At 66.9% G+C, this 23,906-nt stretch carries 24 protein-coding genes and 1 tRNA gene; 10 read left to right on the forward strand and 15 right to left on the reverse strand.

Annotated features, from left to right (window positions below):
* Positions 1-29: 29 nt before the first annotated feature.
* Complete coding sequence (locus EGD98_RS10055; protein WP_220588246.1) at positions 30-2,747, reverse strand: leucine--tRNA ligase; 2,718 nt, start codon at positions 2,745-2,747, stop codon at positions 30-32.
* Between the two features lie 138 nt (positions 2,748-2,885).
* Between EGD98_RS10055 and EGD98_RS10060 the strand changes: the two genes are divergently transcribed.
* On the forward strand, positions 2,886-3,539 hold the full coding sequence (locus EGD98_RS10060; protein ID WP_220588247.1) for an LUD domain-containing protein: 654 nt from the start codon (positions 2,886-2,888) through the stop codon (positions 3,537-3,539).
* A gap of 138 nt (positions 3,540-3,677) precedes the next feature.
* On the forward strand, positions 3,678-4,862 hold the full coding sequence (locus tag EGD98_RS10065; RefSeq protein ID WP_220588248.1) for an inorganic phosphate transporter: 1,185 nt from the start codon (positions 3,678-3,680) through the stop codon (positions 4,860-4,862).
* Here EGD98_RS10065 and EGD98_RS10070 read toward each other — a convergent pair whose 3' ends face one another.
* From EGD98_RS10070 to EGD98_RS10080, 3 genes are all read right to left on the reverse strand, one after another.
* Positions 4,863-5,294: a universal stress protein gene (locus EGD98_RS10070; protein ID WP_220588249.1), complete on the reverse strand. Its 432-nt coding sequence runs from the start codon at positions 5,292-5,294 to the stop codon at positions 4,863-4,865.
* Positions 5,295-5,490: 196 nt separating this feature from the next.
* Positions 5,491-5,563: transfer RNA gene (locus EGD98_RS10075), tRNA-Gln, on the reverse strand.
* 146 nt (positions 5,564-5,709) lie between these two features.
* Positions 5,710-6,111: a homing endonuclease associated repeat-containing protein gene (locus EGD98_RS10080; RefSeq protein ID WP_236039455.1), complete on the reverse strand. Its 402-nt coding sequence runs from the start codon at positions 6,109-6,111 to the stop codon at positions 5,710-5,712.
* Between the two features lie 67 nt (positions 6,112-6,178).
* On the opposite strand from EGD98_RS10080, the gene EGD98_RS10085 reads away from it, so the two are divergent.
* The 3 genes from EGD98_RS10085 to EGD98_RS10095 all read left to right on the forward strand — a co-directional run bounded on the left by EGD98_RS10085 (position 6,179) and on the right by EGD98_RS10095 (position 7,959).
* Positions 6,179-6,787 carry an IMP cyclohydrolase gene (locus tag EGD98_RS10085; protein ID WP_220588250.1) on the forward strand — a complete coding sequence of 203 codons (609 nt, stop codon included), beginning with the start codon at positions 6,179-6,181 and terminating at the stop codon, positions 6,785-6,787.
* Between the two features lie 74 nt (positions 6,788-6,861).
* A complete protein-coding gene (locus EGD98_RS10090; protein ID WP_220588251.1) occupies positions 6,862-7,557 on the forward strand; it encodes a metallophosphoesterase family protein in 696 nt (231 codons plus the stop codon).
* A 69-nt stretch (positions 7,558-7,626) separates the two neighbouring features.
* Entirely contained in the window at positions 7,627-7,959 is a 333-nt protein-coding gene (locus tag EGD98_RS10095) for a DMT family transporter (protein WP_220588252.1), read from the forward strand.
* 367 nt (positions 7,960-8,326) lie between these two features.
* Here the strand turns inward: EGD98_RS10095 and EGD98_RS10100 are convergent, their stop codons facing one another.
* Positions 8,327-9,502, reverse strand: coding sequence for an aspartate kinase (locus EGD98_RS10100; RefSeq protein ID WP_220588253.1), 1,176 nt, complete (start codon positions 9,500-9,502; stop codon positions 8,327-8,329).
* 142 nt (positions 9,503-9,644) lie between these two features.
* Between EGD98_RS10100 and EGD98_RS10105 the strand changes: the two genes are divergently transcribed.
* The gene (locus EGD98_RS10105) at positions 9,645-10,046 is read left to right on the forward strand and encodes a hypothetical protein (protein WP_220588254.1); all 402 of its coding nucleotides are present in this window, start codon (positions 9,645-9,647) and stop codon (positions 10,044-10,046) included.
* A gap of 322 nt (positions 10,047-10,368) precedes the next feature.
* Here the strand turns inward: EGD98_RS10105 and EGD98_RS10110 are convergent, their stop codons facing one another.
* Together EGD98_RS10110 and EGD98_RS10115 are read right to left on the reverse strand one after the other, a co-directional pair.
* Positions 10,369-11,337 (reverse strand): YndJ family protein, encoded by a 969-nt coding sequence (locus EGD98_RS10110; RefSeq protein ID WP_220588255.1) that lies wholly within the window; start codon positions 11,335-11,337, stop codon positions 10,369-10,371.
* Positions 11,334-12,005 carry a DUF4166 domain-containing protein gene (locus EGD98_RS10115; protein ID WP_220588256.1) on the reverse strand — a complete coding sequence of 224 codons (672 nt, stop codon included), beginning with the start codon at positions 12,003-12,005 and terminating at the stop codon, positions 11,334-11,336. Before EGD98_RS10115 ends, EGD98_RS10110 begins: the two co-directional genes overlap by 4 nt.
* Before the next feature lie 214 nt (positions 12,006-12,219).
* On the opposite strand from EGD98_RS10115, the gene EGD98_RS10120 reads away from it, so the two are divergent.
* A complete protein-coding gene (locus EGD98_RS10120; RefSeq protein WP_220588257.1) occupies positions 12,220-12,378 on the forward strand; it encodes a hypothetical protein in 159 nt (52 codons plus the stop codon).
* A 58-nt stretch (positions 12,379-12,436) separates the two neighbouring features.
* On the opposite strand, the gene EGD98_RS10125 is transcribed toward EGD98_RS10120, so the two are convergent.
* The 5 genes from EGD98_RS10125 to EGD98_RS10145 form a co-directional block, all read right to left on the reverse strand.
* Positions 12,437-13,684 (reverse strand): outer membrane protein assembly factor BamB family protein, encoded by a 1,248-nt coding sequence (locus tag EGD98_RS10125; protein WP_220588258.1) that lies wholly within the window; start codon positions 13,682-13,684, stop codon positions 12,437-12,439.
* 108 nt (positions 13,685-13,792) lie between these two features.
* Positions 13,793-15,535 (reverse strand): sensor histidine kinase, encoded by a 1,743-nt coding sequence (locus tag EGD98_RS10130; protein WP_220588259.1) that lies wholly within the window; start codon positions 15,533-15,535, stop codon positions 13,793-13,795.
* A gap of 99 nt (positions 15,536-15,634) precedes the next feature.
* Positions 15,635-16,999, reverse strand: coding sequence for a threonine synthase (thrC, locus tag EGD98_RS10135; RefSeq protein WP_236039456.1), 1,365 nt, complete (start codon positions 16,997-16,999; stop codon positions 15,635-15,637).
* 313 nt (positions 17,000-17,312) lie between these two features.
* A complete protein-coding gene (locus tag EGD98_RS10140; protein WP_220588260.1) occupies positions 17,313-17,699 on the reverse strand; it encodes a helix-turn-helix domain-containing protein in 387 nt (128 codons plus the stop codon).
* Between the two features lie 58 nt (positions 17,700-17,757).
* Positions 17,758-17,988: a DUF8001 family protein gene (locus EGD98_RS10145; RefSeq protein WP_220588261.1), complete on the reverse strand. Its 231-nt coding sequence runs from the start codon at positions 17,986-17,988 to the stop codon at positions 17,758-17,760.
* 214 nt (positions 17,989-18,202) lie between these two features.
* Between EGD98_RS10145 and EGD98_RS10150 the strand changes: the two genes are divergently transcribed.
* Complete coding sequence (locus EGD98_RS10150; RefSeq protein ID WP_220588262.1) at positions 18,203-20,245, forward strand: halocyanin domain-containing protein; 2,043 nt, start codon at positions 18,203-18,205, stop codon at positions 20,243-20,245.
* Positions 20,246-20,544: 299 nt separating this feature from the next.
* Here the strand turns inward: EGD98_RS10150 and EGD98_RS10155 are convergent, their stop codons facing one another.
* Positions 20,545-20,802: a DUF4870 domain-containing protein gene (locus EGD98_RS10155; RefSeq protein ID WP_220588263.1), complete on the reverse strand. Its 258-nt coding sequence runs from the start codon at positions 20,800-20,802 to the stop codon at positions 20,545-20,547.
* 91 nt (positions 20,803-20,893) lie between these two features.
* Here EGD98_RS10155 and EGD98_RS10160 point away from each other — a divergent pair, with 91 nt between their 5' ends.
* A complete protein-coding gene (locus EGD98_RS10160; protein WP_220588264.1) occupies positions 20,894-21,622 on the forward strand; it encodes an SDR family oxidoreductase in 729 nt (242 codons plus the stop codon).
* 129 nt (positions 21,623-21,751) lie between these two features.
* On the opposite strand, the gene EGD98_RS10165 is transcribed toward EGD98_RS10160, so the two are convergent.
* Entirely contained in the window at positions 21,752-21,925 is a 174-nt protein-coding gene (locus tag EGD98_RS10165) for a hypothetical protein (RefSeq protein WP_220588265.1), read from the reverse strand.
* Between the two features lie 409 nt (positions 21,926-22,334).
* Here EGD98_RS10165 and EGD98_RS10170 point away from each other — a divergent pair, with 409 nt between their 5' ends.
* A complete protein-coding gene (locus EGD98_RS10170; RefSeq protein WP_220588266.1) occupies positions 22,335-23,471 on the forward strand; it encodes a DUF7973 family transport facilitator in 1,137 nt (378 codons plus the stop codon).
* 78 nt (positions 23,472-23,549) lie between these two features.
* Here the strand turns inward: EGD98_RS10170 and EGD98_RS10175 are convergent, their stop codons facing one another.
* Positions 23,550-23,699 carry a hypothetical protein gene (locus tag EGD98_RS10175; protein ID WP_220588267.1) on the reverse strand — a complete coding sequence of 50 codons (150 nt, stop codon included), beginning with the start codon at positions 23,697-23,699 and terminating at the stop codon, positions 23,550-23,552.
* Positions 23,700-23,906: the final 207 nt, after the last annotated feature.

Raw genomic sequence — 23,906 nt, forward strand, 5'->3', positions numbered from 1 at the left:
TGACCCCCAATTTAGGTGGGCGGGTCGGGTCAGGAGATGTGAATCGCCGGTTTGTTCGGCTTCGCTTTCCCCGCCAGCTCGTCGTCGTCGGTCGCTCGCCGCACCGTCACGTCGGCGCCGAACTCGTCCTCGAAGAGCCAGACAGCCTGCTGGAGCACCTCCAGTTCTTGCTCGCCGTCGACGATGGGTTCGAGCCCTTTGCTCCGGTCGGCGAGGGTCGCGGCGTAGTCGGCGGCGGCGTCGCCGTGGGCCTGCATCGACTCGTGGTTCATAATCTCGCCGACGATGGCGTCGTCGGGGTCGGCTCGCTGGGCGATACGGTAGGCCTCGTACTTCCAGGCCGCGGCGACGACGAGTTCGATGTGGTCGGGGTCATCGATATCGACGACGTCGGTGATGTCCCGGACGTCTGCAAGCGTCGTCCGGACCAGCTGGCGCTCGATGCGGTGGTCCGAGACGTCACGCAGGGGTTCGGGCCAGTCGGCCTCGGCGACCAGCCCGTCCTCGGAGAGCAGGTGCCACAGCTCCTCGGCCAGGTAGGGAGCGATTGGCGCGAGCAGTTTCGTCAGCACCCGCAAGCCGCGGCTGTAAGCGAAGAGGTAGGGCGGCTCGTAGCTCGCGTACCGGCGCAGCAGGCGGGCAAAGCGCTGGAGCTCGCCGACGACCCGATGGAAGCGAAAGCGGTCGTACTCCTCGGTGACGGCCGCGATGGTGCGGTCGATCTCGCGTTCGAGATAGGCGTCGTGGGGCTCACTCTCCGTGCGGACGGGACCGGCCGCCTGCGAGCGCCGGCGCCGGTCCCGCTGGTCGGCGAAGTCGGCGACCAGTTCGTAGCAGTCCTGCTGGAAGTCGTAGGCCGTCGAGACGTCCTTGACGGTCCACTCGAAGTCCTGAGCGGGGTGGGCCGCCGAGAGGACGAACAGACGCGTGGTCTCGGCGCCGTACTCGTGGGGGGCAACGGCGTTGCCCGCCGATTTTGACATCTTCTTGCCGCTGTGTAACACCGTCCCCTGGTTGATGAGCCGCTCGACGGGTTCGCGTCGGTCCAGCAGGCCCACATCCGCGAGCGCCCGCGTGAAAAAGCGGATGTAGAGCAGATGGAGGACGGCGTGTTCCTCGCCGCCGACGTAGACGTCGACGGGGAGCCACTCGTCGGCGGTTGCCTGGTCGAAGGGAGCGTCCTCGAAGTGGGGGCTGAGAAACCGCAGGAAGTACCACGAGGAGTCGACGAACGTGTCCATCGTGTCCGTCTCGCGGACGGCGTCAGCGCCACAGTCGGGGCAGGCCGTCTGTTTCCACTCGTCGGCGGCGTCGAGCGGGTTCCCGGTCGTCTGGACGTACTCCGGGAGTTCGACCGGGAGGTCTTCGTCGGGGACGGGGACCGCCCCGCAGTCGTCACAGTGGACGATGGGGATGGGCGTCCCCCAGTAGCGCTGTCGGGAGATGAGCCAGTCCCGCAGCCGGTAGGTCGTCGCTGCCTCGACCCCGTCGTGGTCCAGCAGGCGCTCGCGGGCGGCCGAACTCGCGAGCCCGTCGTACTCGCCGCTTTCGGTCAGCATCCCGTCCTCGGTATAGGGGCCCTCGGGCAGGTCGGTCCCGCTGCCGTCGACGGGTTCGACGACCTGGGAAACGGGGAGGTCGTGCTCGTCGGCGAAGGCGTGGTCCCGGTCGTTGTGGGCGGGCACGCCCATGACCGCGCCGGTGCCCACGTCGTCTAGCACGTAGGCGGCGACGTACACCGGAATTGCCTCCCCGGTAAACGGGTGGGTCGCGGTCAGGTCGGTCTCGACGCCGGAGAGCCCGGCATCGTCGGTACTTGCGACCTCCTCGAGATAGGCCGCCACGTCGTCGTCGTGCTCGGCCAGTTCGTCCACCAGGTCGTGGCCCGGTGCCAGCGCGAGGTACGTCGCGCCGTAGACGGTGTCCAGCCGGGTGGTAAAGGCCGACACGTCGCCGTACTCGCCCACGTCGAACGTGACGCTGGCGCCCGACTGTCGCCCGATCCAGTTGCGCTGGCTGTCTCTGACACCCTCGGGCCACCCGTCGAGGTCGTCCAGCCCATCGTACAGCTCGTCGGCGTAGTCGGTGATGGTGAAGAACCACTGGTCGAGGTCCCGCCGTTCGACGGGCGTGCCACAGCGCCAGCAGACGCCGCCGGCCGCGTGGCCGTGGGTCGCCCCCTCGTAGTCGACGGCTTCGCCGTCTCCCCGTTGCGTCTCCGCCGCAACGCTGGTCTCGACCTGCGCGTCCGCGAGGACGGTCTCGCAGTCAGGGCACCAGTTGACCGTCGCCGAGTCGTACTCCACGAGGTCCTCGTCGAGAAACCGTGTGAAGAGCCACTGGTTCCACTGGTAGTACTCGGGGTCGCAGGTCGTTATCTCGCGGGACCAGTCGTAGCCAAACCCCATCTCCGCCAGGTCGTCGCGCATCCGTTCGATACAGGCGCGGGTCCACGATTCTGGGTCCGTATCGCGCTCGTAGGCCGCGTTCTCGGCGGGCAGGCCGAACGCGTCCCACCCCATCGGATGGAGTACGTCGTCGCCCGCCATCCGCCGGTAGCGGGCGTGGGCGTCGGTGATAGCATAGTTCCGGATGTGGCCCATGTGCAGCGAGCCGGAGGTGTAGGGGAACATCCCCAGGACGTACTCGGGGTCCGTGACCTCGTCGGGCGTCTCGTAGACTCCCTCCCGGTCCCAGACGTGCTGCCAGTACTCCTTGACCCGTGCGTGGTCGTAGCGGCGCGACATTCGATAGTGGGAGTGGGTCGCCGTGACACATGAGTGTTCGGCCAAGGGGCGGTGTTCCATTCGAGTGGTTGTGCCGATGTTACCCGGTAACGGCGGTGTCCGCGAGCGCTTTTGCCCGGTGACTGCGACCCACTCCCTATGGCGAACAAGGACGGCTACGCCGAGACGGTCGATTACGACGAATCGCTGGACACCCATCCCACCGACGACGAACTCGACGCCGCCGTCGAGAGCCTCGAAGCCAGCGGCTTCGACGTCGTCGTCGTCGACGACGCGGCCGCGGCCCTGGACGAACTCACGAGTCAGATTCCCGCCGGGGCCAGCGTGATGGACGGCCACTCCACGACGCTCGAGGAAATCGGGTTCATGGACCACCTGATGGAGGGCGACCACGAGTGGGACAACCGCCACGGCGAGGTCTATGGCATCGACGACGACGCCGAACGTCTGCGCGCCCGCCGCGAGGCCCAGGCCAGCGACTACTTCGTCGGCAGCGTCAACGCCATCGCCGCCACCGGCGAACTCGTCGCCGCCGACGCCTCCGGCAGCCGCATCGGGGCGTATCCGTTCGCCGCTTCGAACCTCCTGCTGGTCGCCGGCACCAACAAGCTCGTCGACGACCTCGACGCGGCGCTGGACCGCCTGGAGGACGTGGCCTACCCGCTGGAGAACGCCCGCGCACAGGAGGCCTACGGCCAGGGAAGCATGATCGGGAAGCAGCTCATCTACCGGCAGGAAGCAGAGGAGGGCCGAACGACGCTGGTGCTGGTTCGCGAGTCGCTGGGGTACTAGACGGGGCGTGTGCCGCTGGCTCCGAGTCACCGGCGCGGTCGGGGCAGAAACGACCAGCTTTGGGCGCGAACCCTTATCCACGTAGCGCGTCAACCACGAGTAATGACAGCGCCAGCACGCTGGGAGGCCTGATACCCAGTGGCGGACGTTCTCTTCTGGGCGCTGGTCGCAGTCGCGACGCTGACCGGCCTCGTGACGGCCTGGACGCTGGGCGCCAACAGCAACTCCCCGCCGTTCGCGCCGGCGATCGGTGCCAACGCCATCTCGACGATGCGGGCAGCGTTTCTCATCGGCATCCTCGCCGCGCTGGGGGCGCTAACCCAGGGCGGCGCCATCTCCGAGACTGTCGGTGCGGGGCTCACCGAGGGCGTCGCCATCACGTCGCTGGCGGCCACGGCCGGCCTGCTGACCGCGACGATGTTCATGGCCTTCGGCATCTACAGCGGCTACCCCGTTCCGGCCGCGTTCGCGACGACCGGCGCGATGGTCGGCGTCGGGCTGTCGCTGGGCGGTGCCCCCGTCTTCGGAACGTACCAGCGCATCCTCACGTTCTGGGCGCTCGTCCCGCCGGTCTCCGGTGGGCTGGCCTACGTCACCGCGACAATCCTGCGGCGGGACGACATCCCCGAGACCGTCGGCGTGCCGCTGCTGGCGGCGGTCGTCGGCGGTATCGTCGCCAACGTCCAGCTGAGTATCGTCCCGTCCCCGCCGGGCGCGACACAGAACTCGCTGGCCGGCTTCGCCGCCATGCTCGTCCCGCTGCCCGGCGTGGTCGTCGTCGCGACGCTACTGTTCGCGGTGGGCAGTTTCGCCTACATCCGCAAGAAGACACAGGCGTCGGTGGACAAGGGCATCAGGACTTTCCTCGTGGTGCTCGGCAGCGTCGTCGCCTTCTCCAGCGGCGGGAGCCAGGTCGGGCTGGCGACCGGTCCACTAGAGAACCTCTACACAGCCGAACTGGGACTGCCCAGTATCCTCCTGCTGGGCCTGGGCGCCGTCGGCATCCTGGGTGGCGCGTGGATGGGTGCGCCGAGACTGTTACAGGCCACGGCCCGCGAGTACGCCCAGCTCGGCGTCCGGCGCTCTATCGCCGCCTTGGTCCCGGGCTTCATCATCGCCCAGGCCGCCATCGCGCTGGGCATCCCCATCTCCTTTAACAACATCATCATCTCCGGCGTCATCGGCGGCGGGCTCGCCGGCGGGTCGGCGGGCGTCTCCCGGCGGAAGATCGGCGTCACCGTCGGCTTCTGGCTCATCACGCTCGTCTCCTCCATCGTCGTCGGCTTCGTGCTCTACCGGGGGCTCGCGCTGGTGTTGACGTAGCTACCGCACGACCGTCACCGTCACCGGCGCCTCGCCCACGACGGCCGTCGCCACCGTCCCGAGCAACCGTCGGGCCAGTTCGTTTCGGGAGCCGCCGTGTCCCCCCATCACCACGTGGTCGATGTCGTGGTCGTCGACGTACGCGAGGATGGTGTCGGCCGGGTCACCTGTCTCCACGGCCGTCTCGACGGTCCGGTCGACCGCGGCGGCCTGGTCGCGGGCGCGAGCGACCAGATTGTCGGCCCGCTCGCTCGCCGCCTCGCGGCGGTCCTCGCCCGGTTCGAGCAGGCCGCCCTCGCTCATCGCACTGTCCAGCGGTGCGACGACGTTCAACACCGTGACCCGACAGTCGAACGTCTCCAGGGCGTGTTCGAGCGCGTCGTCCGCCAGCGGCGACCCGTCCAGCGGGACGAGGACGTGAGCGGGTGGCATGGGTGTACTGGGACGGCGAGTGTCAAGTAAGGGGTGGCTGTCGGGAACGGGAAGTAGCGCTGTCGCTCGGGAGTTCGTTCGTAGAAAGAATAGTCCATCCTGGATTCGAACCGACTGAGGACTCACTGCGTTCATCCTCCGGGCTTCGAATCCACTAATCACGATACTGTCGCTCCCGAGTTGGTCGCGACAAGAATAGTCCATCCTGGATTCGAACCAGGGTCGAAGCCCCCAGAAGGCTTCAGGATTGGCCACTACCCCAATGGACTGACATGTTTGCGTCGGTCGACGTTGCGACGCTGTATAATCCGATAGCAGTGAGCCACATATCAGTGTTGCGAATCAGTTTATGTGTCTAGGGGGCGTGTAACACGGTTACACGTCTGGTGGCGTGAAATGCTCCTTCCGATGGCAGTTAGCACAGATGACTTCGCATTTCGCCATCTCGTCGAGTATTTTGTCGCGACCGTGCCCATACGATATCATCGTGGTTACCTGATGTTCCTTCTCGTCTTCGTCGACGTGGTGGAAGTCGAGACAGGCCGGGTCGTCCTCCGGACATCGAGCACAGCCAGCAGTCGCCTTGATATCGTTGGCCCAGGCGCGGATTTCGGCTCGACGCGTTCGTCGCCAGCCCGGCCGCTTCCTTCACCTCGTTCCAGCTACCCATGACGCGCTGAATGGTGGCCGACGCGGGCGTCAGCCCCAGTTCCTCGTAGTCAGCCTTGGTGGGCGATTCGCCGAGTCGGTCAGCCGCCTCGCGAAGCGCCCGGATGCAGTCGTCTGCACTCGCCACGGCGAGGGATGGCCCCACCATTTCATTTCAACGTTCGTGTCGGAGACACATCGACACGGCTTTGCCACGCCCCGAGCGAGGAGCCTGTATGTACGTCGGACGCTTCGTCGTCGTCGGCCCCACAACCGGCGCCTACCGTGTCTCCTCGCGCTCGTTCCCGAACCGCCAGGCGGTGCGACGAGACGACACTGTCACCGTCGAACCGACCCCGGACGCCCCGGAGACGGACAACCCCTACATCTCCTACAACGGAGTCCGGCTCACCGACCGCGGCGCCGTGGTCGGCAACGGCTCCCACGTCGACCCCATCGCGGAGAAGCTGGAACTGGGCTATCCCGCACGGGACGCACTCGCGCAGGTGCTGCTCTCGCTTGACTTCGAGAAGGACGACTACGACACGCCCCGCATCGCGGGTATCGTCGGCGTCGACGCGGCGGACCCGACGACTGCCGCCGACGGGCCGGGTGCGGTCATCGGTACCGTCCGCCGGGACGCCCTGCTGGTCGAGGAGGTCACCGAGCCGACGCTGGTGGCGACCTACGAGAAAGACAGCCCCACGGCCTTCGACCTCGCGGCCGAGAGCGCCGAGTCGGCCGCCCGTGAGGTGTACGACCACGAGTTCGAGCACGCCGTCTGTTCGGCCGGTGTCGCGGGCGAGGCAGGCGATTTCGACCTCTCGGTATACAACGGAGCGTAACTCGCCGTGGGCCCCACACGCAGCTCCCGAGCGATGGCTGACACTCAAGACCCCCCACGCGCTATTAGCACAACATGAAGGTTGGCGTTATCTCCGATATCCACGGCAACCGTGTCGCCCTCCGGGAGGTACTCGCCGAGATGCCCGATGTCGACCATCTCGTCTGTGCCGGCGACGTCGTCGGCTACAACCCGTGGCACGCCGACTGCGTCGACGCGGTCCGGGGCGAGCCAGCCGCCCTCCCCGAGGGCCCCTGGCCGACCGTCCCCATCCCGACGGTGATGGGCAACCACGACCGTGCGGTGGCCGGCGAAACCCCCTTCACGTTCAACGGGATGGCACAGGCCGGCGTCGAACACGCCAGAGAGCAACTCGACGACGAGCAGCTGTCCTGGCTCGCGGACCTCACCCCGGAGCGCCATCTGTTCGACGACCGCGTGAAGATGGTCCACGGCCACCCCGAGGACCCCGACCACTACACCTACCCCGACGAGTTCGGCCCGGAGTTGCTCGAGGAGGAGGAACTGCTCATCATGGGCCACACCCACCACCAGCACCACGAGGTGTACGACGAGGGCATCGTCTGTAACCCCGGCAGCGTGGGCCAGCCCCGGGACGGCAACTATCGGGCGGCCTTCGCCGTCGTCGACCTCGACGAACGGACCGTCCACGAACACCGCGTCGCCTACGACACGACGGTCGTCATCGACGCCGTCGAGGAGGCCGGGCTCCCGCGGGAAATCGGCTTCCGGCTGACACAGGGTCGGTAGTCGGCCGACCGGACAGCGGGGGGACCGATACAGTTTTTTCGCGTGGCGGAATTACCGTTCGGATGACGTATGAACCCCTACGCCCTCCTCCTCGCCGCGATACTGTCGGAACTGGTCGGGACGACCGCCCTGAAGCTCTCCGATGGCTTCTCGAAACCGCTGCCGAGCCTCGCCGTCGTCGTCGGCTACGGGCTGGCGTTCTACCTCCTCTCGCTGACGCTGGAGGAACTCCCCGTCGGCCCCGTCTACGCGACCTGGGCCGCGCTGGGCATCGTCGGTGTGACCGCCGTCGGCGTCGTCGCCTTCGGCGAACGACTCGACGGGGCGGCCATCGTCGGACTCGCGTTCATCCTCGCCGGCGTCTACTGTCTCAACGTCGTCTCGGATATGTCCGTACACTGAGCCCGACGCCGTCGCCGTGGCCGTGAAGCGCGTTTCATCGCGCGAAGACGGGGAAGGGCAGGCCGTGCTCCAGAGCAGTTGAAACAGGATTACAAACAGTAAGCATCCGGCGCCGTAGGCGCCGGTTCTACCGCGGCGAGGCGACCACCGCGCGCCAAAGGCGCGTGGTTCGAGAGAGCAAAGCTCTCTCGTCATCACGAAAGACGCTTCGCGTCTTTCGAACGACGACGGGAGCCGAAGCCGCGATTTTTCCCAAGTTTTTGCCCCGGTTGCGGGCCGTCGGCCCGCAACCGAACGACGTGGCGGCGTAGCCGCCACGCAGAGTGAGCGCGGCGAAGCCGCGCTCACGAAGGTGCAAAAAGTGGTCTCAGAAGACGCCCTGAACCAGTTCCAGGGCCTGCTCGCGGTCGTCCCAGGGGACGAACACGGAGACGGAGGTCGCGGAGGTGACCACGTCGTAGATGTCGATGTGGGCGTCGGCGAGCGGTTCGATGACCCGATAGGGCAGGGCGTGCTCGCTGGGGTCGCCGCCGGTGACGCGGATGACGGCGATGCCGTCCTCGACCGTGACCGAGGAGAGCGTGTCGTCGTCGACGATACGGTCGTGCAGCAGTGCCTCGACCTCGTCGGCGTCGTCCTCGGCGACGTAGAACGTCAGCGAGTCCATGCCCGAGGAGTTGGCGTCGATGTTGATGCCGGCGTCGCCGATGGCAGAGGCGAGGTCCGCGAGGATGCCGGGGCTGTTGCGGATGGCGCGGCCGGCGACGGTGACACAGGCCACCGGTCCCTCGTGGAGGTCGATGAGGTTCTGGAACTGCCCCTCGATGGAGGTGCCACCAGTCAGCAGGTCGCCGTGCTGGTAGTGGGCGACCCGGACACCGAGGTTCGCAGTTTTATACGAGAGCGCGGAGGGGGCCACCACTTCGGCGCCGCGGAACGACAGCGAGCGGAGTTCGTCGACGCTGATTTCCCCGACGTTGCGGGCGCCCTCGACGACGCGGGGGTCGCCGGTCATGACGCCTTCGACGTCGGTGACGATGACGACCTCGTCAGCGTCCATGTAGTTGCCCAGCATGACGGCTGTGGTGTCGGAGCCACCGCGGCCCAGGGTCGTGATGTTGCCCTCGTGGTCCTCGGCCAGGAAGCCGGTGATGACCGGGACGACGTCTTTCATCTGGCCGGCCAGGGCGTGTGCGCGCTTTTTCGTCTCCTCGACGTCGACCTCGCCGTACTCGTCGGTGATGATGGGCCAGTCCTCGCTGCCGGGTTCGAGGAAGACGGCCTCGATGCCGCGGGCGTTGAGCGCGCCTTTCAGCATCCGGACGGAGATGCGCTCGCCCATAGAGACGATTTCGGCGCGGTCCTCGTCGGCGGCGTCGTACTCGATGCCTTCGAGCAGCTCGTCGGTCGTGTTACCCATCGCCGAGGCGACGACGCCGACCTCGTGGCCCTGCTGGACCGCGGCCGCGATGGAGTCGGCGGCCCGGTTGATGCGGTCACCGCTGCCCAGACTCGTCCCGCCGAACTTCGCGATTACGCGCATCCGACCACCCGTCGATTGTGTCCGTGAGTCATGCACGCGGATTTGCCGTCGCTCGGGATAACTGTGTCCATCTGCCTTGCCTGCCCCAGTCATGGGACTGTCCGACACACCGTTTATTTGCGTGGGGCACACACTGTCGGGCATGGAGATACGTGACGCCGTCGAGGCCGACGCCGGGCGTCTCGCCGACCTCGCGGACAGCCCGCCCGACGTGATGCGCAACCTCGTCCACGACCGGACGGTCCGGGTGGCCACAGAGGGGGAAGAGGACGTGGTAGGCTTTGTCAGCTACGACGCCAAACAGGGAACCGTCCACGTGACACAGCTGGCCGGCTCGACGGAGGTCTGCGAGCAGTTACTGAACGAGCCCATCGCCTTCGCAGAACGTGAGCACATGGCCGTCGAGTTGCTCGTCACCGCCGACCAGTCCGAGGTCAAGGCCGCCGTCGAAGCGTCGGGCTTTACCGATTCGGGGTCGGGGCCGAAGTTCGCCGGGGAGTCGACGGTCCGGTATCGGCTAGAGCCCGAGGCCGCAGAGCAGTAGGGAAAGCGAGACGATGAGCAGCGAGGGACCGCCTTGCGGTCCCGCGGCCAGTCGGGCGGCTTCGTCGCCCGACGACGCAGCGAATCGCCTCGGATAGCACAGCGGTGAACGTAGCGAGGGGCGTGCGTACCACGGCCCTCGATGCGGAACAGAAAGGGACCTCCGGTCCCTCAAGCAGTCGGGCGGCAGCGCCGCCCGACGACGGGGAACAAAGTGACCCGTGGAGCGAAGTGAGCCGCGAGCAGGGAGGAACCGAACGGAGTGAGGTTCCGCCGAACTAGCGAACGGTGAACGGAGCGAATCGTGAGCAGCGAGGGCCGCGTTACTCGGGAACATCGAGGCGCCATCCGACCAGCCCGCCCAGCGCGAAGACGAAGGCGTTGAGTGAGCCGTGCAACGCGACCATCGTCGCGATGTCCAGCCCGAGGTCGAGCCCGGAGAAGGTCGCGACGCCGTAGCCAAGCGCCAGCGCCATCGACACCGGCAGCGCGACCGCCGACGCACCCAGCAAGATAGCCTGACCCCGTGGCCGAGTCGGTGCGATACGGGCGAGGACGTACCAGCCAAACAGCGCGACAGCGAGGGTAAAGCCGCCGACTGCGACCACCTCGACCAGCGGCGAGAAGGAGATGCCCACGGCGATGATAGCCGGGCCGGCCAGGATGACGCCGACGAGCGAGCGCCACAGCCGGGAGTCCAGGTGGCCGCTGCGGCCGGTGAGACCGGTAACGACAGGGAGGACGAAGCCGGCGTAGTGGAAGTGCACCGCCGTCAGGAGGATGATGGTCGAACCAAAGTAGAAGGTGATATCCAGGTGATAGAGCAGCAGGGCGACGGCGCCGACGGAGACGTACGCAAGCCCGGTGTCGATAGCAGTCTCCGGGAGGGCGAGTCCACCACGGTCGAGGGTGCGAACGAGTGCGGCCAGTCCCAGCAGGCCAGTAACGAGGAGCCACGGCGCAGCGAGTGCGGCGGCCGTGATGTCCTGCACGTCGAGCGCGAGCGACGCCGTGAACCCGAGGGCGCCGACGGGTTGAAGCCACACCGCAGCGCGGAGAAACTGACCGGCGCGGCCCGGAAACGGGCGGTGGGCGGCCATCCCCACGCCCAGCGGGACCAGCACCAGCGGTGCGAGTGCGAGCGCTCGCGGGAGGGTCCCGAGCCGTCCCGCAAGCACTGTGGCCGTCCAGACGACCGCGCCGAAGAGGGCGCTCGCGTCGGGGACGGCGACGCCGCTGACGGTGGGGACGGCGTCTGCCGCAGTAGCGCCCTCTCGCGTGTGGGTGCTCATGCGGGTGGGAGCTTTCGAAGTCCCTGCATCGGCTTGAGCGTCTCCACGTCGTGGTCGCCGCGGTCCTCGTCGGCCTGCGTGAACGTGCCCCGATAGCTGAGGATGTGCCCCGCAAGCGGGTTCTCGACGGTCGCCAGTACGTGGTAGCGCTCGCCGGCCTCGTCGTAGCGGTCACGGACCTCGACGCCGGCTGCCATCGCGTCGGGCAGGGCGACGTAGCGGCCCCGCCAGTGGAGCCACTGCCGGCCTGCCTCGACGACCAGTGCGCCGTCCTCGACGCGGGGGTGGAGTTCGGTGGCGATGAGCCCGCCCCTGCCGAGGTAGTCCAGCAAGCGCTCGTTGCGCTCGTCCCACACCGTCACGGAGTCGAAACGGCGGCGGGTGCCGTCGAAATTGAACACCCGGCGGGTCGTCATCGCCTCGTGACCGCCGAGTTCGTAGCCGACGGTCGTCACGGCAAAGCGGACGTCGTGGCCGGCCTCGGGAAAGAGCATATCCCGGCTCGTCATCGCGTACAGCGCGGGGAGCGTGTGGACGCCACGGGAGATGTCCATCCGCCCGCGCCCGACCGTGACGCCGTCCTCGGGGCCGAGACTGTAGCGTTCCCGGACCTTCGGGTGGAGGTCCTCGGCCGCCTCGCCGAGCGCGCGCTCGTAGACGCCCGTCATCGTGTCCTCCGTCGCAGTGGGGCGGTTGTCGGCATTGTGCGGCGCGGAGCGGGCCGGCAGTGCGCGACCATAACGTCTTGATTTCGACAGGAACGGGCATAAGAATTTCCTGGGAAGGAGTGTCAAACGCGAGGGGCCGAGACACGACAACCACAGCCCGGAAAGCACCCATCAGTTCGTGAACGTTTATTTGTCAGCTACAAGTAGGGTTGGCATGGACAGAGAGGACGCCGCAGTGCTGCTGGCCATGGCAGGAGCGTTTACCGTCGGTACCGTCGTGTTCGAACCGGTCGGCGGGGCGATTCTCGCGTTCATCGTCGGCTTCTACGTGATGTACGTCCGCCGCTACGAGCACAAGTACATCCCGCGGTAGCGCTGTGTCGGCGTGTCCAGAGAGATATCGATGGCAGACGCTCGCGGGGATGGGCTGACTATGGCGGTCGGAACGCCCTCACCGTCTCGCCGTCCGTCGCGTAGACGAGGTCCTCGACCACGATGACCGTCTCGTCGATGTCGTCGCCCGGCACCGTCCACCGCTGGGTGCCGTCGGCTGGGTCGAAGCAGTGGAGGGTGTCGGCCGTCGGAACGATAACGGCCGCGTCGGTTACGACGGGACGCCCGGCAGTCGCGGCGTCGATATCAGTGGTCGACCACGCCCGCGAGCCGTCAGTGAGCCCCAGCGCGTACAGGCCGGGACTGTCGTCCGGTCCGTCGCCCCTGGGCTCGACGCTGTCGCCCGGCGCGACGCAGTACAGGTGGTCGGCTCCGGCACTCAGCGGGCCGAGGCCCGTTACCCAGATGTGTTCGCGCCACTGGGAGCCGCTGTCGGTCCCAGGGGCAGGTCGGGCGTCGACCGCGGCGGGAAGGAAGTCCCGGCTGAAGACGGTCTCGTCCCGGTAGAACCGGGGGTTGGGGGAGTCAGTGGCGATGCCCGGTTTCTCGCCGACGATGTCGCCGGTGTCGGCTGTGAGTCTCCAGGGCGTCGACCCACTCCCGCCGCTGGAGACGAAGACCGAGTCGTCACTCGCAAACAGGTGCGCCGTCGACGGGCCGCGAGTGAGCGGTGTCCGCCACCGTTCGCCGCCGTCCGAGTGGTCCAGGGCGACGGCGGCTGGTTCATCGCCCTCGGTCAGCGCGTAGACGCCGTGGTCGGTCGCGAAGAACCCGCCATCTGCCTTCGACGGCAGGTCTGCCTGCCACTGTTCGGCCCCGTCGTCGGTCGCCAGCGCGACGACCGCCTCGCTGGTCGGGACGTACACCGACTCGCCGACGACCCACGGCGTCTCGGTCGTGCCGGAGAGCGACCGCGTCCACCGCTCGTCGCCGGTGCGAGCGTTCAGTGCGTGAAGTACCTCGCCCGCGCCGACGTACAGCGTCTCGCTGGCGACGACCGGGTCGGTCAGCGAGCCGTTTAGCTCGGTCGTCCAGAGTTCGGCCACCGGCTCGGTGGGGCCGGCTACCCCGGCAGCGTAGTTACTCCGGCCGGATTCGGCGCCCGGCACCGGCCACGCCGAGTCGAGTGAGTCGGGCGGGTCGGGCGTGCCCTGTGGGGTGGTTGGGGCACTCGACGATTGGCCAGTCGGAGTCGCGGACCGGGTGGGGTCGTCGCCGACACAGCCCGCAAGCGCTGCTGTGCTGAGCGACGCCAGGAGGGTACGTCGGGACCAGTGAGAGGGCATGGCTGCCCGTTCAGGGAAATCAGGTAAATGTTTTCTGTCGAAAGAGAGCGAGGAGAAATGGGCGACGCAGTCGTCGGTCCGTGACGCCAGGCCGGTCTCGGCGCTGGGTTACTCCCGCAACTCGACGCCCGTTAGCTCGAAGCGTGCGCCGCCGTCCTCGCCATCGGTCACCCGGATATCCCACCCGTGGTTCTCGGCCATGTCCCGGGCGATGGCGAGGCCGACGCCAGTGCCGTCGCCGGCGGTGGTGTACCCCTGTTCGAAGACGGCGTCGCGGTCGGCCGCCGGGATACCGTCGCCGTCGTCCTCGATGAAGAAGCCGGTCCGGTGGCCGCCGTCGGTGGCCGGCGACCCGGAAAGCAGGCCGACGCGGACGGCCACCGCGTCGTCGTTGTGGTCGGCCGCGTTCCGATACACGTTCTCGAAGATATGCAACAGCCGGTCGCGGTCGGCCTGAACGGTGACGGCGTCGTCGACGGCGACGTCGACGGTACAGTCGCCCGTCTGTGCGTATCCCCAGGCCTCACGCGCGCTCTGGGCGAGGGGGACCGGCCCGGTCTCCTCGACGGTCTGGCCGGCCGTCGCTATCGTCCGGAGGTCCTCGACCATCGTCTCCATGCGCTCGACCGTATCCTCGATGGCGTCGATGTGGTCCTCGCTGGGGTCCTCGCGCAGGAGTTCGAGGCGCCCGCTGGCGACGGTCAGGGGGTTGCGCAGATCGTGGGAGACGACGTCGGCGAACTGGTCTAACCGTTCGTTCTGTCGTTCGAGCTGTCGCCGTCGCTCGTTCTGGACGGTGATATCTCGGGCGACGATGAGCTGGCCCGCCCGCTCCCCGGCATCCGTGTGAATCGGCGAGATGTTCAGGTGGAAGGTCCGCTCCTCGCCCCCCGTGGTAGTCGATATCTCCGCTTCGGCGTCCGTAGTGTCGCGGAACCGCTCTACCTGCTCGGGGAAGGGGCTGAAAAAGTCCGCACCGGCCATGCCGCGCCACTCCGCCGGCGCGTCGACCAGCGAGCGGGCCGCGGGGTTGCAGTCGACGACCCGCCCCGCATCGTCGAGCATGACCACTGGGTCGTCCATCGAGTTCACGAGCTGCTGTCGGCCGACGGGCGCGAGTCCCAGCAACCGATACCGGAAGATGGCGACGGCAAAGCCGACGCCGGTCACGCCCATCGCCATCTCGGTGAGGTTCAGTTCCGGCGGGAGCAGCCCGGCAAACAGCAGGCTGTTGACCAGTGTTGGCGTCCCGACGGCAACCGCGAGGGCGGCCGCCTGGCCGTTCGAGAGGTCGCTACGATTACGGACGAGATACCGGGCCAGCACCGCACTTCCGGCAAACAGGACCACGTACGCGTGGAGCTGGAACAGGTGGAACGGCGTCCGGAGCGTCCGGTCCAGAGCCACCCACTCGTCGAACATGACCCCGAACACCGTCACCGGGCCACGGGTGACAAGAGTCCCGTCGAACATGAACGACGGGTCGAGGAGGAGGATGGCACAAACGGTCATCGTCAGGAACCCCACGTAGCCGACGGTCCACCGGTTCACCCACCCCTCGGTGTCGGTGTAGGCCAGCGCAAACCACAGGAAGGCATAGGTCATCGGCAACACCCCCAGCGCGTTGCCCATGTTGACACCCAGCATCTTCAGCTCGGTCGTCGTGGTCACGCCGGCGAAGACGGAGCCCAGTTCCCAGACCGCGATGGCACCCATCAGGACGACGAAGGCAAGCAGTTCCGATTTGTGGCCGCGATGGTGGTACTGCAGCGCACCGTAGACCCCCAGTGCCACGACGAGAACGAAGACGAGGGCGTTGGCCAGCAATATCGGGGTTATCTGGTACGCCATTGATATTCAAGTCAGAACATACATCATAATGAAACTAGTGCCCCAGCGGCCAGGGGGCGTCAGGGAGACGCCTGCTGGTTTTCGCGCCCGTCCCGGAACTCAGTCCTTCGAGCGGAGTTTCCGGAGGAGATACGCGACACCGAGCCCGCCGGCGACCAGCGCCAGGGATTTGGCGGCCTTCGAGGCCCCTCTCCGGACCGACGAGCCGTCGTCGATGTGGGCCAGGATATCGTCGGTGTCGTTTGGCACCGGCTCGGGGTCGGCGCCGGCCGCGGCGGCGGCATCGGGGTCTTTGAGCATGTGCCCCGTGGTCAGGCAGACGACGGACTCGTCGTCCTCGACGACGCCCGCCTCGCGGAGCTTGTGCAGGCCCGCGATGGAGGCGGCCGACGCAGGTTCGACGCCGACGCCCTCGCCGGCGAGTTCGCGCTGGGCCTCGGTGATCTCCTCGTCGGAGACGGCGACGGCGGTGCCGCCCGTCTCGCGGATGCCGGGCAAGGCCTTGGGCGCGTTGACCGGGTTGCCGATGCGGATGGCGGTCGCACGGGTCTCGACGTCCTCCCAGCGGTTGGTCTCCTCGAGGCCCTCGTGGATGGCTTCGACCATCGGCGCGGCCCCTTCGGCCTGTGCGCCGGTGAGCTTGGGCACCTGGTCCTCCGTGATGGCGCCCGACTTGACGAGCTCGCGGAAGCACTTGTACAGCGCCGCGGTGTTGCCGGCGTTGCCCACGGGGAGGACGATGCGGTCGGGGTACTCGCCGTAGTCGGCGTAATGTTCCTCCATGATTTCGAGGCCGATGGTCTTCTGGCCCTCCAGGCGGAAGGGATTCAGGGAGTTCAGGAGGTAGGCCTCACCCCGGCCCGCGAGGTCCTGGACGCGGTCGAGACACTGGTCGAAGTTGCCGTCGACCTCGAGGATACGGGCCTGGTGGAGCGCGGCCTGGGCTATCTTCCCGGCGGCGACCTTCCCGGCCGGCAGGAGGACGAGCGTCTCCAGCCCGGCACGAGCGCCGTAGGCCGCGAGCGCCGCGGAGGTGTTCCCTGTCGAGGCACAGGCGAGGCGGTCGACGCCGACCTCCTGGGCCACGCGGACGCCGACGGTCATCCCCCTATCTTTGAACGACCCGGTCGGGTTCATCCCCTCGTGTTTCACGCGCAGGCTGTCGACGCCGGCCGACTCCTCGATTCGGGGCACCTCGTGCAGCGGGGTGTCGCCCTCGGGGAGGGTGACGCCCACGTCGAAGGGCAGGGCGGCGTGGTAGCGCCAGACGCCCGACCCCTCGCCCTCGAACTCGTCGAAGGTCGGCAGGTCGGCGTAGCGCACTTCCAGCAGCCCCTCACAGTGGTCGCAGGTGTAGCGAACCTCGTCGAACGGAGCGAACGTCTCCCCACACTCGATGCAGGCCAGCCAGACGCCGTCGTCGGCTGCCGGCGGCACGTCGTCGGTGAGTTCCAGGTCGGCCATTATCGTGTCGATGGTCCCATCGGGCAAAAGTCGGACGGTTACGGGCTAGGAGTGGCAGGCGCAGTCGAGTTGGGGGACGCGAACCCGAATTCAAACAGCCTGAAAGGGGCCGCTCGCTCCGGGAAGGCGGGCGACAGAAGGACCGCAGCGTAGCGAGGAGCGTCGTTCGAGAGAGCTTCGCTCTCTCGGGATGCTGCAAGACCTTCGGTCTTGCACAGGTCGCGAATCTCCGATTCGCTCACTCACGAAAGACGCTGTGCGTCTTTCGGACGACAGCGAGCCCCCGACCGGCGTCGGGCAGTCAGGGCCGCCCTCAGACCGTATCGCCGTCGAAGGAATCGATGCTGTCGTGGACCGCCGCGGCCCACTCCTCCAGCGCTTCGTGCATCAGCTCGCGGGCCTCCTCGAGCGGTGTCGCAGTGTACTGATAGACGTGGCCACCGCCGTCGAGCAGGCGGCGCTCTCGCTTTGCCAGCCCCTTCTCACGCAATGTCGACAGCGAGCGATTGACGTTCGAGCGGTCCCGCTCCAGGGCGTTGGCTAGCTCCTCGACAGTACTGCCGGGCGTCGAGAGCAGCGTCCGGTAGGTGCGAACCTCGTGACTCTGGACGCCGAAGACACACGCCATCACCTCCGCGAGGTCCGGGTCGTCGGTGGCCATCAGGTCGCGAAACTGCTCGGGCGAGGGGTCGAGACTCATACGACGGCGGATAGGCACGCCGGGCGCATAAACGGAGTCGTTACCTCGAACTCACCCGTCACTCCTGTCCGTACCCCTGCTGCTGGAGACAGCTTCGCATCTCCTCTCGGGAGTCGTGTTTGTGGAGTCGGGTCGGTGTATCGCAGTACCAGGTCCCGTCGTATCGCAGTGTCACCTCGTGTGACGAGCCGAGAAACTCGGTCTGGACGACGACGCGACGGCCCGACTCGAGGGCGTCGAGTATCGTCTCGGTGTCCGTCTCACCAGCGTCGACGACGAGTGGCTCCATCGAGTGTATGTACCCGACTCTCCGGTGTTATTCTGTCGGTCGAGAGACCCTGAACTGTCGTGCCAGGGTCGTGTGCGCGTGTCGCACACGTACACTGCTGTGTCAGCTTTATTATCCCGCGTTCACCGCCCAATATAACCATACTGGGTCGGTGCGTCTCGGTCACGCGTCCGAGCAATCTGTTTACAGGGACCGTCGGTAGCGGGGCGGTAGGATGTACGATAGACGAACGGTACTCGCAGGGACGTTCGGGGCGGTCGCAGCGCTCGCGGGCTGTCAGGGCTCCGGCGACTCGGGGACGCCAAGCGGGACGCCCACTGGGACGGCGACGCCAGCACAGATGATGAACATCGACTACGGGGAGTGGTTCGCCGACACCGACAACTTCGACGGGACGGTGGACATGCGTGGGCAGTCCTCGGTCACCGTCTCCGTCGGTGCAGCGGGCAACAGCGGCGACTTTGCCTTCGACCCGCCGGCGATTCGCGTCGACCCCGGGACGACCGTCGTCTGGGAGTGGACCGGCAACGGCGGCGAACACAACGTCGTCGCCGACGACGACAGCTTCCGCAGCGGCGACCCGGTGAGCGGGGACAACACCTACGAGCGCACGTTCGACACGGAGGGTATCCACCTGTACTTCTGTGACCCGCACGACTCGCTGGGGATGCGCGGCGCCGTCGTGGCCGGCGACCCCTCGGGCGGAGGTGGCGGCGGTGGCGAGGCCGACTACGGCTTCGAGGCGGCCACCTTCGACGCCTACTGGTACTCCCTCTATAATATGAGTACCAACATCGCGATGAGCGGTAACGGCGTGCCGTTCCCGTTGAACGAGCAGATGGAACAGCTCCAGTCCAACCGGATGCCCGCGATGCTCGAAAACTCGGAGGTCGACCAGCCGCCCATCGCGAACCCGAACCTCTCGCTGGCATCGTTCACCGAAGGGGACCCGGCCTTCACCCAGCAGCCGGTGCTCGAAGACGACAGCGGCCGCCCGGACGCGAGCACGCTAGCGTGGGACAAGAGCCAGTCTTCGGGCATCGTCAGCCCCTCCTCGGTCGGCTGGACCCACCTCAAGGGTGTCACCTGGGCGAAGAACTTCCAGGCCCACTTCGACCTGCTGCCCGAGGAGATGGCGCCGAAGTTCCGGGCCCAACTGCTCTCGACGCTCGCACAGGTCGGTATCAACGCCGCCATCCTCGTGGGCGGCTCTCGCGAGAACGGCGCCTTGACCGCCGGCGACAGCTTCGAGTTCCTCTCGGAGTACCGCCCGAGCGCGGGCGAAATCGTCGACGACACGCACCGACCCCACCACCACGCGGCGATGCTGTGGTTCCTCTCGGACATGAACAGCCTGGCCCAGAACGGCTGGTTCGGCTACGAGAACCCCAGGCCGCTGATTCCCGCCAACGCGGGCGACGACGCCGTCTTCGACCCGCCGGTTGGCATCCAGGGCATCGCGGACGGCGTCGCGTCGGCGACGATGGACCTGTTCGAGCCAAGGGCCGTCGCCCAGCAGGAGTCGACGCGCTCGGTGGGCCTGATGCTCGCTGCCACGGGGTACTACGGCCCGCAAGCCGGGAGCGACGAGCAGCTGTCGGCCGCCGTCGACTACGCCAACGGCCTCGCGGGCGTCATCGAGGACAACCTCGACGGCAACGGCAAGGTGGCAAACGGCGCCCAAAACCAGGCGGCAACCCAGGGTATCGTCGGCCAGGGGCTGCTGTGGGCCTCCCAGCTCGACGGCGTCGACTACACCAGTACCGCCGAGGACGTGCTGGGGTACATGACCGACGAGCTGTGGGCGCCCGACGCCGGCACGTTCAGCACGGGCGTCGGCGACGACACCTACGCCATCACCGCCCGGGACGCCGGCGACATCACCGGCGGGCTCAACGCCGCCGACGCCGTCCTCGATATGTCCGGCGCCCAGGAGACGTTCGCGCAGTTCTTCAACGGGACGTTCAACCGCGGACGCCTCCAGCGCGCCCAGCGCCAGCCCTCGGTCAGCGACTCCAACCCCGACGAGCCGCCACTGCCGCCCGAAGCCGGCGGAGAGTTCGGCCAGGCAGCCGTCTACAACGGCGAAGTCGAGTACGACACCCAGTCCGGCGAGTGGTCCGTCACCGACGACCGGTTCTACACCGGCGAGGCGCTCTACCTCGCGAATCAGGATATCTGGGTCGGCAACTGGGGCGGGGACTTCTACCAGGGTCGGGGCGTCCCCGGCCAGAGCGACGAGCCGCCGGAAGCCTGAGACGGAGCGCCGTGGGTGTCGTCCGACCCGGAGGCCGTCCAAACCGGACGCGACGACACCACTCCGTATGAGAGGGGGTGTCCGGGGCCACGAACCCAGATGGCCACCCGTTCCCGAACGTGTCGAAAAGGGTAGCGTTTCGGGTGGAACGACTGTGTGTACTGTTCCCGAGCGGAGGAGAAGGGGTGTGAGTTCGAGTGGAAACGGCGCCCGGGCAGCTGGCTCAGTGTCGTCTCCGGCGAGAACAGTTCGCAACCGTATCGAAACGCATACTGTTTCGGATGGAGCCTGCCCGAAACTCAGGTCATCTTCATCACGTCGATAATGCAGATGACGTGGACCAGCGGCGCAAGGAGGAAGAACAAAAAGCCGATGAGGACGAACGTCAGGATAAACGAGATAGCGTAGTAGCACACGATTCCGATTATCCACCAGATAGCCCGCTCCTCAGCGCCCACATAGTAGTGACCGAGACCCGGGAACACCAGGGTCAACAGAATCGCGACTATCTGGTCGTCGTTCGTTCCACCCGTGTTCGCGCCGCCTGAAGCTGGCATGAAGATAGCATTTCGATGATGTGTGTAAAAAATACTGGTTCCGGACCGAACTGACACAACTTCTATACTCGTCTCGGTCGGGGATGTCTCCATGGAAGACGACACTGTCCTGGTCACGGGCGCGAGTTCGGGTATCGGCGCAGCGACGGTCCGGCGGGTCGCCGCCGACGGAGCGGACGTGGCGTTGCTGGCCCGGAGCGAGGACCGGCTCCTGGAACTGGCCGACTCGGTCGCAAGAGACCACGGCGTCGAGACCCACGTCGTCCCGGCCGACGTTCGCGACAGCGCCGAGGTCGCGGCCGCCGTCGAGTCCACCGTCGAGACGCTGGGGCCGCTCACCGGCGTCGTCGTCAACGCCGGCCTCGCCCGGGGGAGCGACATCGAGACGATGACCGACGAGGCGTTCCAGACGATGCAGGGCGTCAACGTCAACGGCGCCTTCTTCACCGCCCGCGAGGCGCTTTCCCCGCTCCGCGAGACGGCCGGCAACATCGTCTTCATCGGGAGCTTCGCCGGGAAGTACCCCCGGCCGTTCAACCCGGTGTACGCGGCGACGAAGTGGTGGATTCGCGGCTTCGCGATGAGCCTCGCCGCACAGGTCGGGGAGGACGACATCGGCGTCACCGTCGTCAACCCCTCAGAGGTCCGCACGGAGTTCGAGAGCGCCGACGGCACCCCCTTCGAGGAGGTGTTCGCGGAAGGCGAGGTGACCGAACCCGAGGCGGTCGCCGACGCCGTCGCCTTCGCGCTCTCCCAGGAACCGCCGACGACGGTCAACGAACTCGATGTCTATCGCCGCGACAAGTTCTCGCACTTCTGAGACCACTTTGTACTTCACGAGAGGCCCCAAAACGACCCCCGTTTGCAAAAACTTGGGAAAAACGGCCGCAGCCGCGAATCCGGTGATACCGCGCCGGAGGCGTATGCCCCTCCGGCACCCACCGAGACGTCACAGTCCCCACCCCTGCGGTAACAGCTCCAGCTGACAGCGCCCGCAGGCCGAAAGCCCGTCCTGCTCGACACACCATCGCTCCTCCAGGCACAGGTCACACTCGGTAACCCGCCCCCGCCGTCGGTCCCTGATCGTCGTCGACCGGTCGATACCGTGGGCGGGACCCGTCATTAACAGATACTAGTTAGCTTTGAGAGTGTAAAAAGTTCTTTGCTATGATAGGTCAGTACAGCCGAATCCCCGTCCGTGATGGAGATAGTAACGAAGCGGAGTCGCAGTATGTGTCGGCCGGCATATCCGCGATAGTTGCCTTCCAGGCGCCATTATAGCCGATTTTATCTCCCGGGAGAAATCCATGCGGCCGGCTGAAAGCAGACTGAGGGGAGAAAATATCGATACTAACTAATCGGCGTAATTATTAAACCTCTGGCTTCTGATGTCCCGGTATGCGCTCACAGATTCAACCGAGCGCCGCCACCAGCGAGGTGGTGGTATCGAGCGTCGATGCATCGCGGCAGAACACTATCGTCCGAGGCAGGCGGCGGCCGTCTCCGGTGGACACAATAGAGGTGTCGGGCCGATGAACGGGCTCCTGTTGCAGATTCCAGTCCTCGGCCTCGGCCTCGAGGAGTTTCTCCTGCTTGTCATCACCGCGGCGGCCGGCGGGGCCTTTGGCGCTGCCGTCGGCGCGCTCCCGGCGTTCATCTTCACCGGGTTCATGGTGTTCCTCGGAGAGGGCCTGGCGGTGCTCAGCCGGGAAGTGGTCGCACTCGACGGTGTCGCCGCGACCACCCTCACCGCAGGCATCACTGGCACCATCGGCTTCGGACCGATAACCGGGCCCCACGTCGCCTTCGCCGGCGGCGTGGCCGCCTCAGCCTACGCGGGCAAGAAGTACCCCGAGATGGAACCCGAGGGCTGGGACTACCACTTCGGGAAGAACATCCTCTATGCCTTCGGGACGAAGCCGGATATCCTGGCCGTCGGGGCCGTCTTCGGCGTTATCGGGCTGCTCATCGCACAGGTCCTCGGGGCCGTCGGATTCCCGACCGACGGTGTCGCGCTGTCCATCGTCATCACCGCGTTCCTCGGTCGCGCGGTGTTTGGCTATCCACTCGTCGGTGAGGCCAGCGGGTCGAGCATACTCGATATGTCACCGTTCGAGCGCGAGGAACCGCGGATGAGCGCCGACGGCGGTGAGCCGAGCGAAGCGAGGCGAGCCTCGTCGGAGCCCCGCTCCGACGGCGGCACGGTGCCCCAGGAACACGCCGGCCGGCTGGCGACCGAGCCGTGGCTCCCCCACCAGTACAAGTGGAGCGGTGTCACTGCGATCGGCATCGTCGGGAGCATCCTCGGTGCGTTCGTCTACATCCAGACGGGCAGCATCTTCCTCATCTACGGCCTCTCGGCCATCAGCCTCCTGTTCCTCAACCTCGGCGTCGAGAAGATGCCGGTGACCCATCACATCACGACGCTCGGGGCCGTCGGGGCCGCGGTCACGACGCCGATGCTCGGCTCCACGGTCGCCGTCCTGCTTGCCGGCATGGTCGTCGGGACCCTCAGCGCACTGGTGGGGGAACTGACCCAGCGAATCTTCTACTCGCACTCGGGGACCCACATCGACCCGCCAGCGATGGCGTTTACGGTCATGATGTTCCTTATCGGCGTCCTCCACCTGGCCGGGTTCCTGCCGAACGCCGGGCACCTCGGTATCTGACGGGGGTCGCCCCGCTACCGGGGCGAACGGGAGTGAGCCGGCCACCGCGTCGGTTCGGTGCAGTTCACTACGTCCCCATCAGGATTGGTCGCCGCCCCGCAGTGCGCTCTCGAAACACAGCGGACAGAGCGAGACGAACCCCGGCAGTCGCTGTACCTCTCGATACGGTTTCCCGCAGTCCTCACAGTACATCGGCCTCCCGTCCGGAAGCGAGTTCTCCCCGTTCATCTGGCAGCCACGTCCGTCGGCCGGCCGCGAGACGCCGGGAATTCGATATCGTGACGTGGGCGGCTACGCCACGGTGTCGACCCGTCGCGGCGCACCGAGGGCCGGCGCCACGGACGCCCAAGCAGGCTACCGTCTGTCAGCAGTTGCGCGCTCGATTCGTTCATCGACCGCATATCTCCCCAGTGGGGTAATAAACACTTTTTCAGC

Origin of the sequence: Haloarcula salinisoli (assembly GCF_019599405.1) — an archaeon.
In the GTDB taxonomy this organism is placed as follows: domain Archaea; phylum Halobacteriota; class Halobacteria; order Halobacteriales; family Haloarculaceae; genus Haloarcula; species Haloarcula salinisoli.

Bases quoted from the DNA above. Each gene is read 5' to 3' on its own strand.
- EGD98_RS10100 (WP_220588253.1), bottom strand. From the start codon at position 9,502: ATGCGCGTAATCGCGAAGTTCGGCGGGACGAGTCTGGGCAGCGGTGAC.
- EGD98_RS10085 (WP_220588250.1), top strand. From the start codon at position 6,179: ATGTACGTCGGACGCTTCGTCGTCGTCGGCCCCACAACCGGCGCCTAC.
- EGD98_RS10090 (WP_220588251.1), top strand. From the start codon at position 6,862: ATGAAGGTTGGCGTTATCTCCGATATCCACGGCAACCGTGTCGCCCTC.
- EGD98_RS10125 (WP_220588258.1), bottom strand. From the start codon at position 13,684: ATGCCCTCTCACTGGTCCCGACGTACCCTCCTGGCGTCGCTCAGCACA.
- EGD98_RS10105 (WP_220588254.1), top strand. From the start codon at position 9,645: ATGGAGATACGTGACGCCGTCGAGGCCGACGCCGGGCGTCTCGCCGAC.
- EGD98_RS10130 (WP_220588259.1), bottom strand. From the start codon at position 15,535: ATGGCGTACCAGATAACCCCGATATTGCTGGCCAACGCCCTCGTCTTC.
- EGD98_RS10165 (WP_220588265.1), bottom strand. From the start codon at position 21,925: ATGACGGGTCCCGCCCACGGTATCGACCGGTCGACGACGATCAGGGAC.
- EGD98_RS10150 (WP_220588262.1), top strand. From the start codon at position 18,203: ATGTACGATAGACGAACGGTACTCGCAGGGACGTTCGGGGCGGTCGCA.
- EGD98_RS10110 (WP_220588255.1), bottom strand. From the start codon at position 11,337: ATGAGCACCCACACGCGAGAGGGCGCTACTGCGGCAGACGCCGTCCCC.
- EGD98_RS10115 (WP_220588256.1), bottom strand. From the start codon at position 12,005: ATGACGGGCGTCTACGAGCGCGCGCTCGGCGAGGCGGCCGAGGACCTC.
- EGD98_RS10160 (WP_220588264.1), top strand. From the start codon at position 20,894: ATGGAAGACGACACTGTCCTGGTCACGGGCGCGAGTTCGGGTATCGGC.
- thrC (WP_236039456.1), bottom strand. From the start codon at position 16,999: ATGGCCGACCTGGAACTCACCGACGACGTGCCGCCGGCAGCCGACGAC.
- EGD98_RS10080 (WP_236039455.1), bottom strand. From the start codon at position 6,111: ATGGTGGGGCCATCCCTCGCCGTGGCGAGTGCAGACGACTGCATCCGG.
- EGD98_RS10140 (WP_220588260.1), bottom strand. From the start codon at position 17,699: ATGAGTCTCGACCCCTCGCCCGAGCAGTTTCGCGACCTGATGGCCACC.
- EGD98_RS10055 (WP_220588246.1), bottom strand. From the start codon at position 2,747: ATGTCGCGCCGCTACGACCACGCACGGGTCAAGGAGTACTGGCAGCAC.
- EGD98_RS10120 (WP_220588257.1), top strand. From the start codon at position 12,220: ATGGACAGAGAGGACGCCGCAGTGCTGCTGGCCATGGCAGGAGCGTTT.
- EGD98_RS10175 (WP_220588267.1), bottom strand. From the start codon at position 23,699: ATGAACGGGGAGAACTCGCTTCCGGACGGGAGGCCGATGTACTGTGAG.
- EGD98_RS10145 (WP_220588261.1), bottom strand. From the start codon at position 17,988: ATGGAGCCACTCGTCGTCGACGCTGGTGAGACGGACACCGAGACGATA.
- EGD98_RS10170 (WP_220588266.1), top strand. From the start codon at position 22,335: ATGAACGGGCTCCTGTTGCAGATTCCAGTCCTCGGCCTCGGCCTCGAG.
- EGD98_RS10060 (WP_220588247.1), top strand. From the start codon at position 2,886: ATGGCGAACAAGGACGGCTACGCCGAGACGGTCGATTACGACGAATCG.
- EGD98_RS10070 (WP_220588249.1), bottom strand. From the start codon at position 5,294: ATGCCACCCGCTCACGTCCTCGTCCCGCTGGACGGGTCGCCGCTGGCG.
- EGD98_RS10155 (WP_220588263.1), bottom strand. From the start codon at position 20,802: ATGCCAGCTTCAGGCGGCGCGAACACGGGTGGAACGAACGACGACCAG.
- EGD98_RS10095 (WP_220588252.1), top strand. From the start codon at position 7,627: ATGAACCCCTACGCCCTCCTCCTCGCCGCGATACTGTCGGAACTGGTC.